14 protein-coding genes, 1 tRNA gene and 1 pseudogene are annotated in these 14,423 nt (G+C 46.4%); 3 read left to right on the plus strand and 13 right to left on the minus strand.

All coding sequences use genetic code 11. The features are described from left to right. Nucleotides 1-312: pseudogene (locus G7Y37_RS04315) on the plus strand (transposase); the annotation flags it as partial. 347 nt (nt 313-659) lie between these two features. Here G7Y37_RS04315 and G7Y37_RS04320 read toward each other — a convergent pair. From G7Y37_RS04320 to loaP, 6 genes are all read right to left on the minus strand, one after another. After that, nucleotides 660-1,946, minus strand: a complete 1,287-nt coding sequence (locus G7Y37_RS04320; RefSeq protein WP_370514599.1) for a DUF6020 family protein — start codon at nt 1,944-1,946, stop codon at nt 660-662. A gap of 548 nt (nt 1,947-2,494) precedes the next feature. Further along, nucleotides 2,495-3,601: a non-hydrolyzing UDP-N-acetylglucosamine 2-epimerase gene (wecB, locus tag G7Y37_RS04330; RefSeq protein WP_165062242.1), complete on the minus strand. Its 1,107-nt coding sequence runs from the start codon at nt 3,599-3,601 to the stop codon at nt 2,495-2,497. Further along, nucleotides 3,598-4,362 carry a WecB/TagA/CpsF family glycosyltransferase gene (locus tag G7Y37_RS04335; protein ID WP_165062244.1) on the minus strand — a complete coding sequence of 255 codons (765 nt, stop codon included), beginning with the start codon at nt 4,360-4,362 and terminating at the stop codon, nt 3,598-3,600. The genes wecB and G7Y37_RS04335 overlap by 4 nt, the downstream gene beginning before the upstream one ends. Before the next feature lies 1 nt (nt 4,363). Continuing rightward, a complete protein-coding gene (locus tag G7Y37_RS04340; RefSeq protein WP_165062246.1) occupies nt 4,364-5,083 on the minus strand; it encodes a sugar transferase in 720 nt (239 codons plus the stop codon). 1 nt (nt 5,084) lies between these two features. Then, nucleotides 5,085-5,642: a hypothetical protein gene (locus tag G7Y37_RS04345; RefSeq protein ID WP_165062248.1), complete on the minus strand. Its 558-nt coding sequence runs from the start codon at nt 5,640-5,642 to the stop codon at nt 5,085-5,087. A 33-nt stretch (nt 5,643-5,675) separates the two neighbouring features. Further along, nucleotides 5,676-6,221: an antiterminator LoaP gene (gene loaP / locus G7Y37_RS04350; RefSeq protein WP_241156000.1), complete on the minus strand. Its 546-nt coding sequence runs from the start codon at nt 6,219-6,221 to the stop codon at nt 5,676-5,678. Between the two features lie 238 nt (nt 6,222-6,459). Here loaP and G7Y37_RS04355 point away from each other — a divergent pair, with 238 nt between their 5' ends. Both G7Y37_RS04355 and G7Y37_RS04360 read left to right on the plus strand, forming a co-directional pair. After that, entirely contained in the window at nt 6,460-6,696 is a 237-nt protein-coding gene (locus G7Y37_RS04355; RefSeq protein WP_165062250.1) for a helix-turn-helix domain-containing protein, read from the plus strand. Between the two features lie 198 nt (nt 6,697-6,894). After that, nucleotides 6,895-8,259 carry a PFL family protein gene (locus tag G7Y37_RS04360; RefSeq protein ID WP_165062310.1) on the plus strand — a complete coding sequence of 455 codons (1,365 nt, stop codon included), beginning with the start codon at nt 6,895-6,897 and terminating at the stop codon, nt 8,257-8,259. Here the strand turns inward: G7Y37_RS04360 and G7Y37_RS09265 are convergent. The 7 genes from G7Y37_RS09265 to purH form a co-directional block, all read right to left on the minus strand. After that, nucleotides 8,256-8,390, minus strand: coding sequence for a hypothetical protein (locus G7Y37_RS09265; protein WP_255463930.1), 135 nt, complete (start codon nt 8,388-8,390; stop codon nt 8,256-8,258). The genes G7Y37_RS04360 and G7Y37_RS09265 overlap by 4 nt on opposite strands. Before the next feature lie 54 nt (nt 8,391-8,444). Then, nucleotides 8,445-9,305, minus strand: coding sequence for a MetQ/NlpA family ABC transporter substrate-binding protein (locus G7Y37_RS04365; RefSeq protein ID WP_165062253.1), 861 nt, complete (start codon nt 9,303-9,305; stop codon nt 8,445-8,447). 18 nt (nt 9,306-9,323) lie between these two features. After that, nucleotides 9,324-9,983, minus strand: a complete 660-nt coding sequence (locus tag G7Y37_RS04370; protein ID WP_165062255.1) for a methionine ABC transporter permease — start codon at nt 9,981-9,983, stop codon at nt 9,324-9,326. Continuing rightward, nucleotides 9,983-11,011 carry a methionine ABC transporter ATP-binding protein gene (locus tag G7Y37_RS04375; protein WP_165062257.1) on the minus strand — a complete coding sequence of 343 codons (1,029 nt, stop codon included), beginning with the start codon at nt 11,009-11,011 and terminating at the stop codon, nt 9,983-9,985. Before G7Y37_RS04375 ends, G7Y37_RS04370 begins: the two co-directional genes overlap by 1 nt. Before the next feature lie 212 nt (nt 11,012-11,223). Next, nucleotides 11,224-12,573 (minus strand): DHA2 family efflux MFS transporter permease subunit, encoded by a 1,350-nt coding sequence (locus tag G7Y37_RS04380; protein ID WP_165062258.1) that lies wholly within the window; start codon nt 12,571-12,573, stop codon nt 11,224-11,226. A 118-nt stretch (nt 12,574-12,691) separates the two neighbouring features. Continuing rightward, nucleotides 12,692-12,768, minus strand: a tRNA-Pro gene (locus G7Y37_RS04385). Between the two features lie 69 nt (nt 12,769-12,837). Then, entirely contained in the window at nt 12,838-14,421 is a 1,584-nt protein-coding gene (gene purH, locus G7Y37_RS04390) for a bifunctional phosphoribosylaminoimidazolecarboxamide formyltransferase/IMP cyclohydrolase (protein ID WP_165062259.1), read from the minus strand. Nucleotides 14,422-14,423: the final 2 nt, after the last annotated feature.

Raw genomic sequence — 14,423 nt, forward strand, 5'->3', positions numbered from 1 at the left:
GAACTTAAATGCGCCTACCTTACCCTCCAGCTCTTCTTCGAATGGTCTGACAAGACCTATAAAAGCCGCGATGAGATGGAACTTGCCTTGAAGCGATGGATGTCTATCGCAAAACGCACTAGCGTGCCTGAGATACGCTCGGTAGCAAAAACGATAAACAAACGTATGCCCTATATTCTGAACGCTTGGGAATATGGGCGTACAAATGCCGTGGCAGAAAGCCTTAACAGGCAGATCAAAGACATCATACGTACATGTCGGGGATTTATGAGTTTTGCAACTCTTAGACATCGCTGTCTTTTGGTGCTTTGACACAAACGAGAGCCCAACAAGCCCATCCCCTTGTTTGCAAGAAACGACAAGAGAAAGGAGAGAGCTAACTAGCAAATAGACCCATCGAGATGGGTTCCCGCTCTCCCCCACACCGTTAATAACATATTCAACTTTTTGACTTTTGGTCATCTTTTTTAAAGCTACTCTATGGAGGGCTTAGATTATTGTGCCCTCATTTTGTCCTCAATCGTAGAGTCGAGGTTAGACTTTCTTTGTTTTGCCAGTTCAGATATCAAATTTGGTGAATTATCCCACACGTTTTAAGACTTACCCCAAATCCTAGTTTATAAAATCGCCTTACAACTAGTAACCTATAGTTACACAATCTAAACATCGCCCATAATTTGATAATTGCCGCTTTGACTAATTGATAGTTTACCCATCACAAACAAAGCTCCAAGAAAGATCGGACCACACGAAACAGCAACATTTGCATATCGATACCAACTCAGAGGACCCAACATAACGGTTGTCCAATAACAGAAGAATAGAATAACCGGAATAAGCCAACTATACTTCTTAAAATAAATACAAACCGTTGAGTAAAAAATAATCAACCAGACCCATGTACCGACCTGAAAAATCTGCGATAGAATCGGAATAGACAATTCCGGTTTCAAAGAAGCAATATCTTTGACTATCCCTGTTACGCTCTCAGGAAGTTTTGAGTTTCGATTAATCACAATGTGCCCATACGATGAACGATCAACCTTAGGTGGATTTATCTGGCTCTCGCGATATGGAGCCATATGACTAAATGCAGACAGTCTATAATCTGTCATTGGCGACCAATACCCTACACTAAGCCTCAAAAATGCCTCTGTATATAAGATAGGATGTTCAATTCCAATACTTAAATATTGACTAGCATAATTCATATAATTTGATTTTATCGACTCAACAGGAACTCCCTGCTTAACTGGATCGGCATTCCAAGAATAGTAATCCCTCCAATGAGGAACATAGAAATCAATGAAATCTTTGTCTTTCTGCGATAAATCAATATCGCTGTTTCTCGTTAAAGCAAGTTGGGCATCGGGCACATTAAGAATTTCCCCTATACTAGCAGGCAAAATTCCAACAATGTTATATAAAGGTCCCGTAATCACCATGCACGCTAATACTACTGACCCAAATATCGCAGCAATCCTTTTCCGATAGCGCTTATAAAACAATGTGATAATGACTAAAAAAATCGCTATTCCGTATATCGCATTGTTTCTAAATAATGCCATCAATAATACAAAACACCAAAGTAATGCCATCTTTTCTTTTTTACAGGGCTTTTCGTGCAATACAAAACAATCAAATAATAACGCTATGCATAAGGCAAATAGCGCCGCAAATATAGTATCTTTAATGGGGAATGATGCCCACATTCCAAATCCAGGAAATACGCATATAAACAGAGTCGAAAATACAAAAACCCAACGCGGGATACCCCACCGCTTTATTGTAAGTAAGATAGCTGAATATATAGCAGAGGTCACTAACATCTGCGAAAGCGTATAGAACACAAAACCATAAACATAGGTACCCCATATATTGTGCGATATCAACATTGGAAGAGATAACCAAAGAGTATGCAAAACAGGATGCCAAGCAGAAATCATCCCCCCCCGTTACAATCCAATGCGTTTGATAGCCGGCATCAAATCCCCACCCTCCTGGCCATAAAAGAAGAAGCCAAGGCAACCAACAGATAAAAATGAATAACCAGATTACAAGAAACGGATGCTTAACTCTTTCAAAAATGGAGTAAACATTTTTTCTTGTTGATTTTCCTTTTGTTTCTAAAAGCAATATTGCCTTACTAGTGACTATTGTAAACATTGGTATTAAACCGACAATAGAGATCCATGTTTTGTAGCTCTGCAAGTAAGCTATACCATTTTGTCCAATATTCCAACCTAAAACTAGCGCAATCGCTAACGCCGCAGAAAAAATTGCCGAACATATTACTAGTCTCTTGTTGTACTCAATTGAATTAAGACACTTAAACAAAAAGTATCCTAGAGCTAATACGAGAATAATTCCAAAAGGAAAACATATTAAGAGAGACTCAGTATCATTAGATACCAACATTATCATCGCTACATAGAAACCCATCATGGCAATTGCCGTTCCCAAAAATGACCTGGACGTACTCAATGCCTCGATTTTAAGATCTATACGCTTTGGAGACATAATTCACTACATAGCGACTCGAAAACCCATCCCCGTATGGATTGGATGCATGCGCCATAGAGTTATATGTTGTGCTGCTATCTAGCAGCTCCTTAAATGCCGCATAGACCGATTTCTCATCAGTGCCTACTAGCTTTAATGTTCCAGCTTCTACACCTTCAGGGCGCTCGGTGGTATCCCGCATTACCAAAACTGGCTTACCTAGGCTTGGAGCTTCTTCTTGAATTCCACCAGAATCGGTCAGGATAAGATATGAGCGAGCCATTAAGTTATGAAAATCAACCACATTCAAAGGCTCAATCAAACGCAATCTGTCAAATCCATCTAGCTCTGTGTGAGCTGCTTCTCTAACCTGTGGATTCATGTGTATAGGATAGATTGCCTTAGTATCTACATACTCTTCCATAACACGCCTGATTGCTCTAAACATGTTATGCATTGGCTCACCAAGGTTTTCACGACGATGCGCAGTAATCAGAATAAGACGACTACCCTCTGCCCAATCTGTAAGTTCACTTTTGTAATCATCTCTTACAGTAGTGCGCAGTGCATCAATTCCAGTATTGCCAGTTACAAATATTTTGTCAGGATTTTTACCTTCTGAGATAAGGTTTTGTTTTGCTACCTCAGTTGGTGCAAATAGATAATCAGAGACAATATCAACTGCTTGTCTGTTGAATTCTTCTGGCCAAGGAGACTGCAAGTTATAGGTGCGAAGACCAGCTTCTACATGACCTACTTCTACATGAAGATAAAAAGCAGCAAGTGCAGCAGCAAAACTTGTAGTGGTGTCACCATGAACCAATACAATATCTGGCTTTTCTTCAATTATGATTTTCTTAAACCCAAGCAATACATTGCTTGTTATATCAAAGAGGTCTTGTTGGGTGCGCATTATATCTAAATCGTAATCTGGAACAACGCCGAAGACCTTTAAGACTTGATCTAGCATGCTTCTGTGCTGACCAGTTACACACACTATTGTTTCAAAGCTGTCAGGATGCGCTTTAAACTCCTTTACCAAAGGACACATCTTAATTGCCTCTGGACGAGTACCAAATACTATTAGTACCTTTTTCAAGCAGCCAACCTCTTATTCGTTAGCTTTTCTTTTGCAAGTAGCGCCATAAAGCGAGTATTGCCAACTATGTATCTTCTGAATAGTCTCTTAGGTTCTTTAGCCATCCTGAAAAGCCACTCTAGTTTGGCTTTTTGTATCCACATAGGAGCTCTCGCAATCTCGCCTGATATAACATCAAAAGAGCCACCTACACCAACAAAGACTCCTACTAAACCCCGGCTTCGAAAATATTCAATAAGGCGCTCTTTTTTAGGAGAAGTTATACCTACAAACACAACAGAGGCACCACTATCTTTTATATTTTTGACAATATCTGAATAGTCAGTTTCTTCAAAATAACCATTATGGATACCAACAATAGATAGCTCTGGAAACTGTTCAAAAAGGCAAGCTGCTGTTTTCTCTACGATGTCTTGCTTTGCACCTAGCAAATATATTCCAACATTTTCTTTTTCAAGTTTAGAGCAAAGCTCTATCATCAAGTCTATTCCTGTAACACGTTCTGGAACATCTATGCCAAGTGTATGCGCAGCCATTACTATTGATGCTCCATCGGCGTTTATAACTTCACACTTGCGAACTATCTCATCAATAAATGAATCGTCTTTCATCTGAAGATACTTATCGGCATTCACGCCTATAAAGTGAGCAAAACTACCCGATTCTATAAACCGGCATGCACATTCTATAGTTTCATCCATCGTCATAGGATCAATTGGTGCTCCCATGACCTCTACGCGTTTTGGTCTAGTAAAGTCCATCTCAGTAAGCCCCATCGCCCTTAAACATGATTAGAGCAGTTTTGCCGATAATTTTTAGATCGGTTATAGGGGACGCATCGTTTATGTAGTCGATATCTAGATTTACCATGTCGTTGAATGTAAGGTCACTTCTGCCACTTATTTGCCAATAGCCTGAAAGTCCCGGTTTTACTGTTAGGCGAAGACGGTCACGCTCTGTATACTCAGCCACTTCACTTGGAAGAGGAGGACGAGGTCCTACACAAGAAAGCTGTCCTAGAAATACATTTAGAAACTGAGGTAGTTCATCTATTGAGTGTTTTCTAATGAAGTGCCCTACACGGGTAACGCGTGGATCATCTTTAATCTTAAACAGAGGTCCTGTTGCTTCGTTTTTATCTTTTAGGTCAGGTAGTAGTTCATCTGCACTAGGTATCATGCTTCTAAACTTATACATCTTAAAAGGCTTCTCGCCTCTACCTAGTCTAGTTTGAGAATAAATTGGGCTTGCACCCGGAGAATCTATAACTATTGCAATAGATAGTATTAGCGCTGGTATAAACCCAACCACTATTACTGCGCTGCTAAACACAATATCGAATGTGCGCTTTATGAAGCGGTATGGTAGGGGTTGGGTGCGAACGTTGGTGTTGGTGTCGGCACCAGCACCCACGCGCACCTGCGGCGCTACTGTCTTGTTTTCGGTTGTAATTGGTGTTTCCAGCGCCACTACCGCTTGCATCCTATGAATGCGCCTTCTTGCCCACTAACTTCAAGCCCATCTCAACATCCATTGCCGAGCCAAACATATCTATATGCAAACGCGCCCGCTTTTTCCTGTGGCTAATTTTGTCTATCCAGTTTTCGCGTCCCACAAGCGGACCTGACGTAACAGTAACGCTGCCGTTTTCAATGTGACCTTCCGACATATCAAACACGCGCCCGTGCCCTTCGGGTGCAGCGTTTTCGTCTATCCAAGCCGCATCTTCACTGCGCAGCGGCAAAAATTCAGCCTTGCGTCCAGCAAATCTGCGCAAGGCAGATGTCTTCTTCATTTCGTTAAGCAACCCATCTGGGCTGTCATTCAACTTTACAAGACACACAGGCGCTAATTCGCGACGCTCAGCCACGCTGCTTGCACCACGCCCATCCACAACCCGACACTCGGGAACAAAGCACTCCACCGCTACCCCACTCTTAGCAGCAGCGGCTCTTACAAGCGCCAATACATCGTATGCAAAACCGGGCTTCGTTACCATTGCATACCAGCCGCTCTTCTGTTGCTCTAGGTTTTCGCTCATAAACACGGGCTAAACAACGCCCGCACACCACACTTACGTAGTTTTCCGGAACACCTCTAGCCCCACGCTAGCCATTATGGTGCGACCAAACATGGTGGTTTCTATATACGCCCTGCGCTTATGGCGATCAATCTTACGAATGCGCCCCTCAGAGCCCATCAGCGGTCCGCGCGTTACGCGCACCTCGTCGCCTTCAATGTAGCCCTCGCTCATGCGCACGCAATGCGAATCATCCATGAACGACAAGAACCAATCGCGCTCTTTGTCGGAAAGCGGGCTTACTGCGTCGCCACCGTTGCCCAATAACTTCGTCATGGCAGGCACGCGCCCTAACCACTCAGAAAGCCTGTCTGCATCGTTTGTTACCAAGAACAAATAGCCGCTAAACAGAAGGCGCTTTACTTTCTGCCATTTGCCCCTAACTTTCCACATGGTTTCATATTCGGGAACAAAGCAGCTATGCATTACATCGGCAGGGACAATTTGAGAACACTTATCGCGCGTAGCAATCTCGGCTCCTGCCTGAACTTGCGCGACGTACCACATGTCTGTTCTGTGCTTCTGTACTGCTTCTGCCATTGAAGGCATTTCATATTCAAGCGGAACAATCGGTAAATAAGAGTACAAGAGGACGCCGGCACACGCCGGTTAAGCACAACCACGCACCAAGGCGCAGCAGAAGCTATTCATCCTCTTGTAGACAAGTACAGCGCGCTTTAGCGACGATTGCCCCATCTCAAGATATGTAGCGCAGATTTTCCAAAATGTTGTATATAGTCCGTTGTTGTTTATACAACATTCAAGTTACGCTTTTCCCATGCACAACTACTTACAAACACAGGTGGGAATACGCATTAAAAACCTGCGCGCCGCTGAAGAGATAAGCCAAGAACGCTTCGCGAACAAGATAGGCATGGATCGCACCTACCTTGCATCGATCGAAGCGGGAAGACGCAACGTAACTTTGCGTAACCTTGCAAAGATTGCGGATGGTTTTAATCTTACTCTTGCGGAATTCTTCGAAGAAATATCTTCAAAGAACGCAAGAGTATAGAAACCCTATCTTCTATTTTTCTAGTCTACCCTCAAGCGACTGTTAAATTATATCAATTTGTTGCATATATACAACATGAATGCCATTAGCGGCTTACACGCGCGTACTGGAAAATGGCAAAAGCGCCCTGTTAAGCTATATAGCTGAGTAATAGAAATGATAGAATCGACCGATGCAATACGCGACGGATGGAGAACTATGCGGCTTACCCCTGCTGAAATAAATGAAACGCTAGCCATGGTTAGCAAACAGCACCTTGATATACGTACCATTACGCTAAGTCTGAACCTGCGCGGCTGCGTAGATACCGACATAAACCGCCTTGCCAACAAGGTATACGAGCGCATGGTGCGCGCCGCTGAAAATTTGGTACCTACAGCCAACCAGCTAGAACGCGAATTTGGCATACCCATTGTTAACAAGCGCATTTCTGTAACTCCTATTGCAGAAATATGTACCGCCACAGAAGCGCACGACCTGTCGCCCGTTGCGCGCGCAATGGACCGCGCAGCATCGGAAGTTGGCGTAGACTTTGTTGGCGGATTTAGCGCATTAGTTCAAAAAGGCGCTTCCCGCGGCGACGAAAAGTTGATGGACTCTATACCTTCCGCACTAGCCGACACGCAGCGCGTATGCGCGTCGGTAAACATAGGAAGCACGCGCGCGGGTCTGAATATGGATGCCATATGGCACATGGCAGGCGTAATTATAGACACCGCGAAAGCCACCGCCCAAAATGAATGTATAGGTGCAGGCAAACTGGTGGTGTTCTGCAATGCAGTTGAAGACAATCCATTTATGGCAGGCGCATTCCACGGGTCTGGCGAAGCCGACGAAGTTATAAACGTAGGTGTAAGCGGCCCGGGCGTTGTGCGCGCCGTATTGTCTGACATGCCAAAAAATGCCGGCATAACCGACATAGCCGAAGCTATAAAAGCTACTGCTTTCAAAATAACTCGCGCGGGCGAATTGATGGCACGTGAAGCTGCCCGCAGGTTGGGATATTCCAAAGGCATACTAGATTTATCGCTTGCCCCAACACCTGCCGAAGGCGATTCGGTAGCAGAAATACTTGAAGCAATAGGTGTGGGCACGTGCGGGGGCCCCGGCACCACAGCGGCACTTGCCATGCTTAATGATGCTGTTAAAAAAGGTGGCGTTATGGCGTCTTCTTCTGTGGGCGGCTTGTCCGGCGCTTTTATACCGGTGTCGGAAGATGCAGGCATGATACGCGCCGCCGAATGCGGAGCGCTTAGCCTAGAAAAATTAGAAGCTATGACATGCGTATGCTCGGTTGGGCTAGATATGATAGCCATACCCGGCGACACTAGCCGCGAAACGATTTTCGGAATAATTGCCGACGAGGCAGCCATAGGCATGATTAACAACAAAACGACAGCGGTACGCATCATACCCGCAATAGGCAAGAAAGTTGGCGACAGGCTAGACTTCGGCGGTCTTTTGGGCTATGCACCGGTTATGCCAGTAAACCAGCATGCCGGCACTATATTTGCCCACCGTGGCGGTCGTATGCCGGCTCCGCTAAATTCGCTGAAGAATTAAAGTGTGGCGCTGCGGCACCACGCTGCAACATCAAGTTTAACTGTGCCGCAAAATTCAACCATACCCGCATCGTTAAGTTCAAAGGTGCCGCAAAATTCAACCGCACCCGCATCGTTAGGTTCAAAACGCAAAAAAGACCCGCCAAGCAGGCGGGTCTTCTAATAGTTCCCAGCTACCAGCGCAATTTAGAACAGAGCAACAACAGCACCATTGTAGGTGTTTTCAATATATTGCTTCACGGTATCGCTCTGCAGCGCCTTTACAAGTGCTTGTATCTTTTCGGAATTTTCGGTGCCTTCCTTAACAGCTACAACATTAACGTAAGCCTTTGCAGCCTCGCCTGCATCAGATTCGGTAGCAACGGCTTCGCTTACATTTAGACCAGCCTCAAGCGCATAATTGCCGTTAATGGCAGCCATATCAACGTCGCCCAGAACGCGAGGAAGCTGTGCGGCTTCAACCTCTTGAATCTTCAGATTCTTAGGATTCTCGGCAATGTCAACCACAGTAGCAGCAAGACCAGCGTTGTCCTTCAACTTAATAAGACCCTCTTGCTCAAGCAGCATCAAAGCACGCGCTTCATTTGTAGTATCGTTCGGAACGGCAATGGTAGCACCATCAGCCAGAGCATCTATGCTAGCGGTTTTACCAGCATAAAGACCAAATGGCTCAAAGTGAATGCCCGCAGCATTTACCAAATGCGTACCATTTTCAGCATTAAAGTCGTTCATGTAGGTAATATGCTGGAAATAGTTTGCGTCCAGCTCGCCACTTTCAAGCGCAGTATTGGGCAAAACGTAGTCGTTATATTCGACCACACTTAGCGTATAACCCTCTTCCGCCAACTGATCAGCCACAGCATTTAATATTTGCGCGTGCGGCGTGGCACTAGCACCCACAGTAATAGTGGTATCTGCAGTAGTAGCACCACTACTGCTAGATGCGCTACTAGAGCCATTCGATGACGAACATCCTGCAAGACCGAACGCAGCAAGTGCACCAGCTACAGCCACTACCCCCAGTTTCTTTGCGATAGATAATTTCATTTTCTCTCCTTCTGATTTTTAACGTAGCCTTTTGTCTACTTTGTTTACCAGCTTCAATCCACCTTCTTGGAATATCTGAACGATAACAACCAGCAACGCCACAGTAATTAGCATGACATCAGATTGATACCGGTAATACCCATAATTAATAGCTATTGCGCCAAGACCGCCGCCTCCAACGAAACCCGCCATTGCCGAATAGCCCAAAATAGTTGCAAGTGAAATAGTGGCTCCTACCAAAAGCGAAGGCTTTGCTTCTGGCAGAAACACTTTCCAAATCATCTGCCATGCAGACGAGCCCATAGCCCGTGCTGCCTCTATCACCCCACCATCAATTTCTTTCAGCGAAGATTCCACCATGCGCGCTACATATGGCGCAGCAGCCACAACCAAAGGAACAATTGTGGCGGTAGAGCCAATTGTTGTACCCACAACAAAACGCGTGAACGGCAATATAGCCACAAGCAAAATAAGGAATGGAATAGAGCGCAACACGTTCACAATAATGCCTACCACTAAATTCACTGCACGGTTTCGCCGAATTCCGCCTTCGCCCGTAATGTAGAGAATAACCCCAAGCGGTATTCCAATTATGTAGCTAATAACGGTAGACACAATTGTCATATAAAGTGTTTCCCACACGCCATTAGCGATAAGCGCTACTAGTTCGGGTGACATTAGAGCACCACCCCTTCGGTCTTAGTGTTTTCCTGTGAATCGTCGCTTTCTTCATACAGAATGCCCCTAGAATCTAGGTAGTCGCGAATGCGAGCACGTGCATCTGCATCTTCGGGCAGCTGGATAAGCATTTGCCCGAATGCTTTGCCGCCAATATTTTCGGTGTTGGCAGACAAAATATTTACCATGACATTGCACTTCACGGTCATATCCGATATAACCGGCGCGCCCGATTCTTCGCCGGTAAACGCTAGGCGAAGCGAATTGGGTGTGTTGTCTATAGTAAGTGCATTTTGCGAAGGCTCTATTAGGCGCTTTGCCGTATCCGATTTAGGGCGAAGGAATACATCGTGTACCGCGCCCTGCTCTACTATGCATCCGTCGCTCATAACAGACACGCGGTCGCAAATCTGCTCAACCACTTTCATTTCGTGAGTTATAACCACAATGGTTACGCCTAGTTGTTCGTTTAGCTTCTTCAACAACTCTAAAATGGAGCGCGTGGTTATTGGGTCAAGAGCGCTGGTTGCCTCGTCGCAAAGTATTATGCGCGGATTCGATGCTAAAGCACGCGCTATAGCAACGCGTTGCTTTTGCCCGCCGGAAAGCTGCACCGGATACGCCTTAGCTTTGTCGGCTAAATCTACCATTTCAAGCAATTCAGCAGCACGCTTAGCGGCTTTATCTTTCGCGACACCCGCAATTTCTAGCGGATAGCGAATGTTTGCCTCAACCGTGCGCTGCGAAAGCAGATTGAATTGCTGAAAAATCATGCCAATCTTGCGGCGCGCCTCGCGAAGCTCTTTGCGTCCAAGCGTACATAGGTCGGTTCCATCTATAATAACTTGACCGCTTGTTGGACGCTCTAGCAAATTAATGCAGCGTACAAGTGTAGATTTGCCAGCACCCGAAAAGCCAATTATTCCAAAGATGCTTCCGTCTTCTATACGCAAGTTTATGTTGCGCACGGCATTAACTTCGCCCGCAGCAGTCTTGTAAGTTTTATTCAGATCTTTTAGTTCAATCAAAGTGTGTCCTTTATTAATATTCTTTGCATGGTGAAAGATTCTAAGACATGCCAAGGTGTTCTCAAAATACCCGAATCGGATAGACAGCTATCGGTTTTCGCGATACCGGGTTCAAAGTAGGACGCGATGCTTGTGTAAGGTCGGGTGCAAGGTAGGGCACAAGGTTGGGGCAACGCCTACGCAAGGTAGGACGCAATTGCTTGTGCGAATAGCTAGCGCACCTTCCACACAGCGCAAACCAGTACGCACAAAGATAGCGCAGCGGAAAACGCAAACGCAAAATCGTAAGCTAGCGCTGTTGCGCCAACAGACGATATTACTAGCATCATTAGCGCAGTTCCAAGCGATGCGCACGCTTGACGCACAGTGGTGAAAAACGCACTACCGTCAACCATGTTCTGCGGCTCTAATTGGCGCATGCCCCACGAATTCAGCGGTCCTATAAGCAAGCTAACCCCTATGCCGCGAACGGTCTGCATACATGTAAGCAGCCACAGCGGGGTCGTATCGTTCACAAACGCCATACTAATAGCACCAATACACAAGAGCACCGCGCCGCCTATGACCACTTGCCTAGCACCTATGCGGTCAGACAATATGCCTGCCAACGGGTTAAACACTACAGCCAAAATGGTGGCAGGAATAAAAACAATGCCGGCATCAAGCGCCGTTCCGCCGCCAACATTCATTACAAACAACGGCACTATAAGCGTTATGCCCATAAACGATGCAAACAGGCAGTTTTGCGCGAAAAAACTTGCGCGATAGCTGGCAGAGCGGAAAATTCGCATGTTGATAAGCGGATGTTCTATGCGATTCTGCCTAACAATAAAAGCTACAAGGAATACGATACCCAGCAGACCTGCCACCAAAACATTTGGGTCTAGTAAAGGCATGCTGGCGGCATTGGTGAAAGCCAAAAGCAGCCCGCCGAAGCCGAGGGTAGATTCCACAAATGAGATAATGTCCAAATGTGCATCGTGTGCGGGTATATCTTCGCATGCAATAAATATAAGAGCGGCTATAAACAGCACCACCAATATAACCAGCAATATAATAAAGAAACTACGCCAACCCAGAGTGTCTACCAAAGCGCCGCCAATTAGCGGACCAATATTTGGCGCAAAACCCATTGCTATGCCGGCAATTCCCATAGCTGTGCCCGTGCGTTGTTTTGGGAAGCGCGTCATGGCAATGGTCATTACAAGGGGAAGCGTAATGCCAGTAGCTACAGCTTGCGGAATGCGCCCCAAAAACAACAATGCAAAATTTGGTGCCAGCCAATCAATTACTGCGCCCGCAGCGAATAAACCGATGGAAAGCAGCATAAGTTGGCGAATGCTTAATCGGCGCGAAAGATGCGTTACCAGTGGCACGGTAATGCCAATTACCAGCATAAATATAGTTGTTAGCCACTGTCCCACATAATCGTCGGTGCCGAAATCGGCTTGAATGCCGCCCAACATAGAATTCATAACAGTCTGCGTTAGCGACCCCAACGCGCAAGCCAGTACAACTATAGCGAATGTGGGATAAACGCCCTTCCCAGATTCTGCCTGCATTCGCACTCCTTTTCCCTATAAAGTTAAGTTTAGCTCGCATTGCCAAAAGCGAGATTCCTAAACAAAGCAAACATCAAACAGATGTTAAAAGGGTCGCCCGAAGGCGACCCTGATTTTCTGGTCGGGTTGACAGGATTTGAACCTGCGGCCTCTGCGTCCCGAACGCAGCGCTCTACCAAGCTGAGCCACAACCCGTAAAAGCATCAGATATGTTACCACACCTGAACACGCACGGCTAAAATATTCTGCGCACGGCGTGCAATTTTAGTGGCGGAAATGCCTGTGCCCTGTGAACACCATGCAGATACCTTGCTCGTCTGCCGCCGCAATAACTTCTTCGTCACGAATAGAGCCGCCGGGCTGAATAACAGCAACAACACCCGCCTGTGCCAGCACGTCAAATCCGTCGCGGAATGGGAAGAATGCATCGCTTGCAGCCACAGCACCGCGCGCTTTTTCGCCCGCCTGCTCTACAGCAATGCGAGCAGAATTCACACGGTTAGGCTGCCCGCCACCAGCGCCAACACTTGCGTGGTTTTTCGCTACTAAAATGGCGTTACTCTTAACCGATTTAACAGCGCGCCAAGCAAACATTAGCTCGTCCATCATCTCAGGCGTAGGCTGCACTTTGGTAGGACATGTAAAGCTAGCCTTATCTTCTGCCACGCCATCTGTCTGTTGTGCCAAAAGACCTCCCTCAACAGAGCGGAACTCCACACCCTGACCCGCAGGGTTCACGCCCCCCGTAGCCAAAAGACGGCAGTTGGGCTTGCTTGTATACATTTCGCAAGCATCCCCCGAAAATTCAGGAGCAACTATAGCTTCCACAAATTGCTTGTTATCAAATATCGCAGCAACAACTTCGCCTGTAACAGCGCGATTAAACGCCATAACGCCACCGTATGCGCTTACCGGGTCGCACTCATGCGCCCGCTTGTAAGCATGCGTCACGTCTACATCTTCGCAAACACCGCAAGGCGTTAAGTGCTTGACTATAACGCATGCAGGCTTGTCATATTCGCGCACGGCAGCCCAAGCCGCATCCAAATCGAGGTAGTTATTATACGAAAGCTCTTTGCCTTGCAGCTGCGTCGCGCGCGCAAGCGAATGCTCGGCACCCGCAAATTCATCGCGCAAATAGAATGCCGCCGCCTGATGCGGGTTCTCGCCATAACGCAATGCCTGACGCTTTGTAAGCCCCAGCCGCATCTGTTCGGGAAATTCCGGTGAAGCGTCCGCAGCGTCAGCTTCCAGCTGCGCGCCCATCCAATTGGCAATTGCCCCATCATACGCATTCGTAGTGCGGAAAACTTCCAGTGCCAACTTCGCGCGGGTATCGCGCAATGTAGCACCATTATTGTTGCGCATTTCATCCAAAATAGCATCGTAGCTAGACGGATTAGTTACAACTGCCACGCTTTCAAAATTCTTAGCCGCGCTGCGCAGCATGCTAGGACCGCCTATATCAATGTTTTCTATACAAGTGTCGAAATCGGCACCGCTAGCTACAGTCTTTTCAAAGGCATACAGATTTACTACCACCATATCTATCATCTCTATGCCATGTTCTGCAGCCTGAGCCATGTGCGCATCGTTGTTGCGCTTAGCCAAAAGTCCACCATGGACATTAGGATGCAGCGTTTTTACGCGCCCATCCATCATTTCGGGAAATTGAGTAATTTCATCTATGGGTGTCACCTTTATGCCAGCTTCGGCTATAACTTTCGCAGTACCGCCAGTAGATATTATCTGCGCACCGAATTCTTCCGACAAAGCCCGCGCAAATTCCACTATGCCGGCTTTGTCTGTAACAGACATTAACACCCGTTTTACCTTGGGATCCGCCATTT

The sequence above is a fragment of the Adlercreutzia sp. ZJ154 genome (assembly GCF_011039055.1).
Classification (GTDB): Bacteria; Actinomycetota; Coriobacteriia; order Coriobacteriales; family Eggerthellaceae; genus Adlercreutzia_A.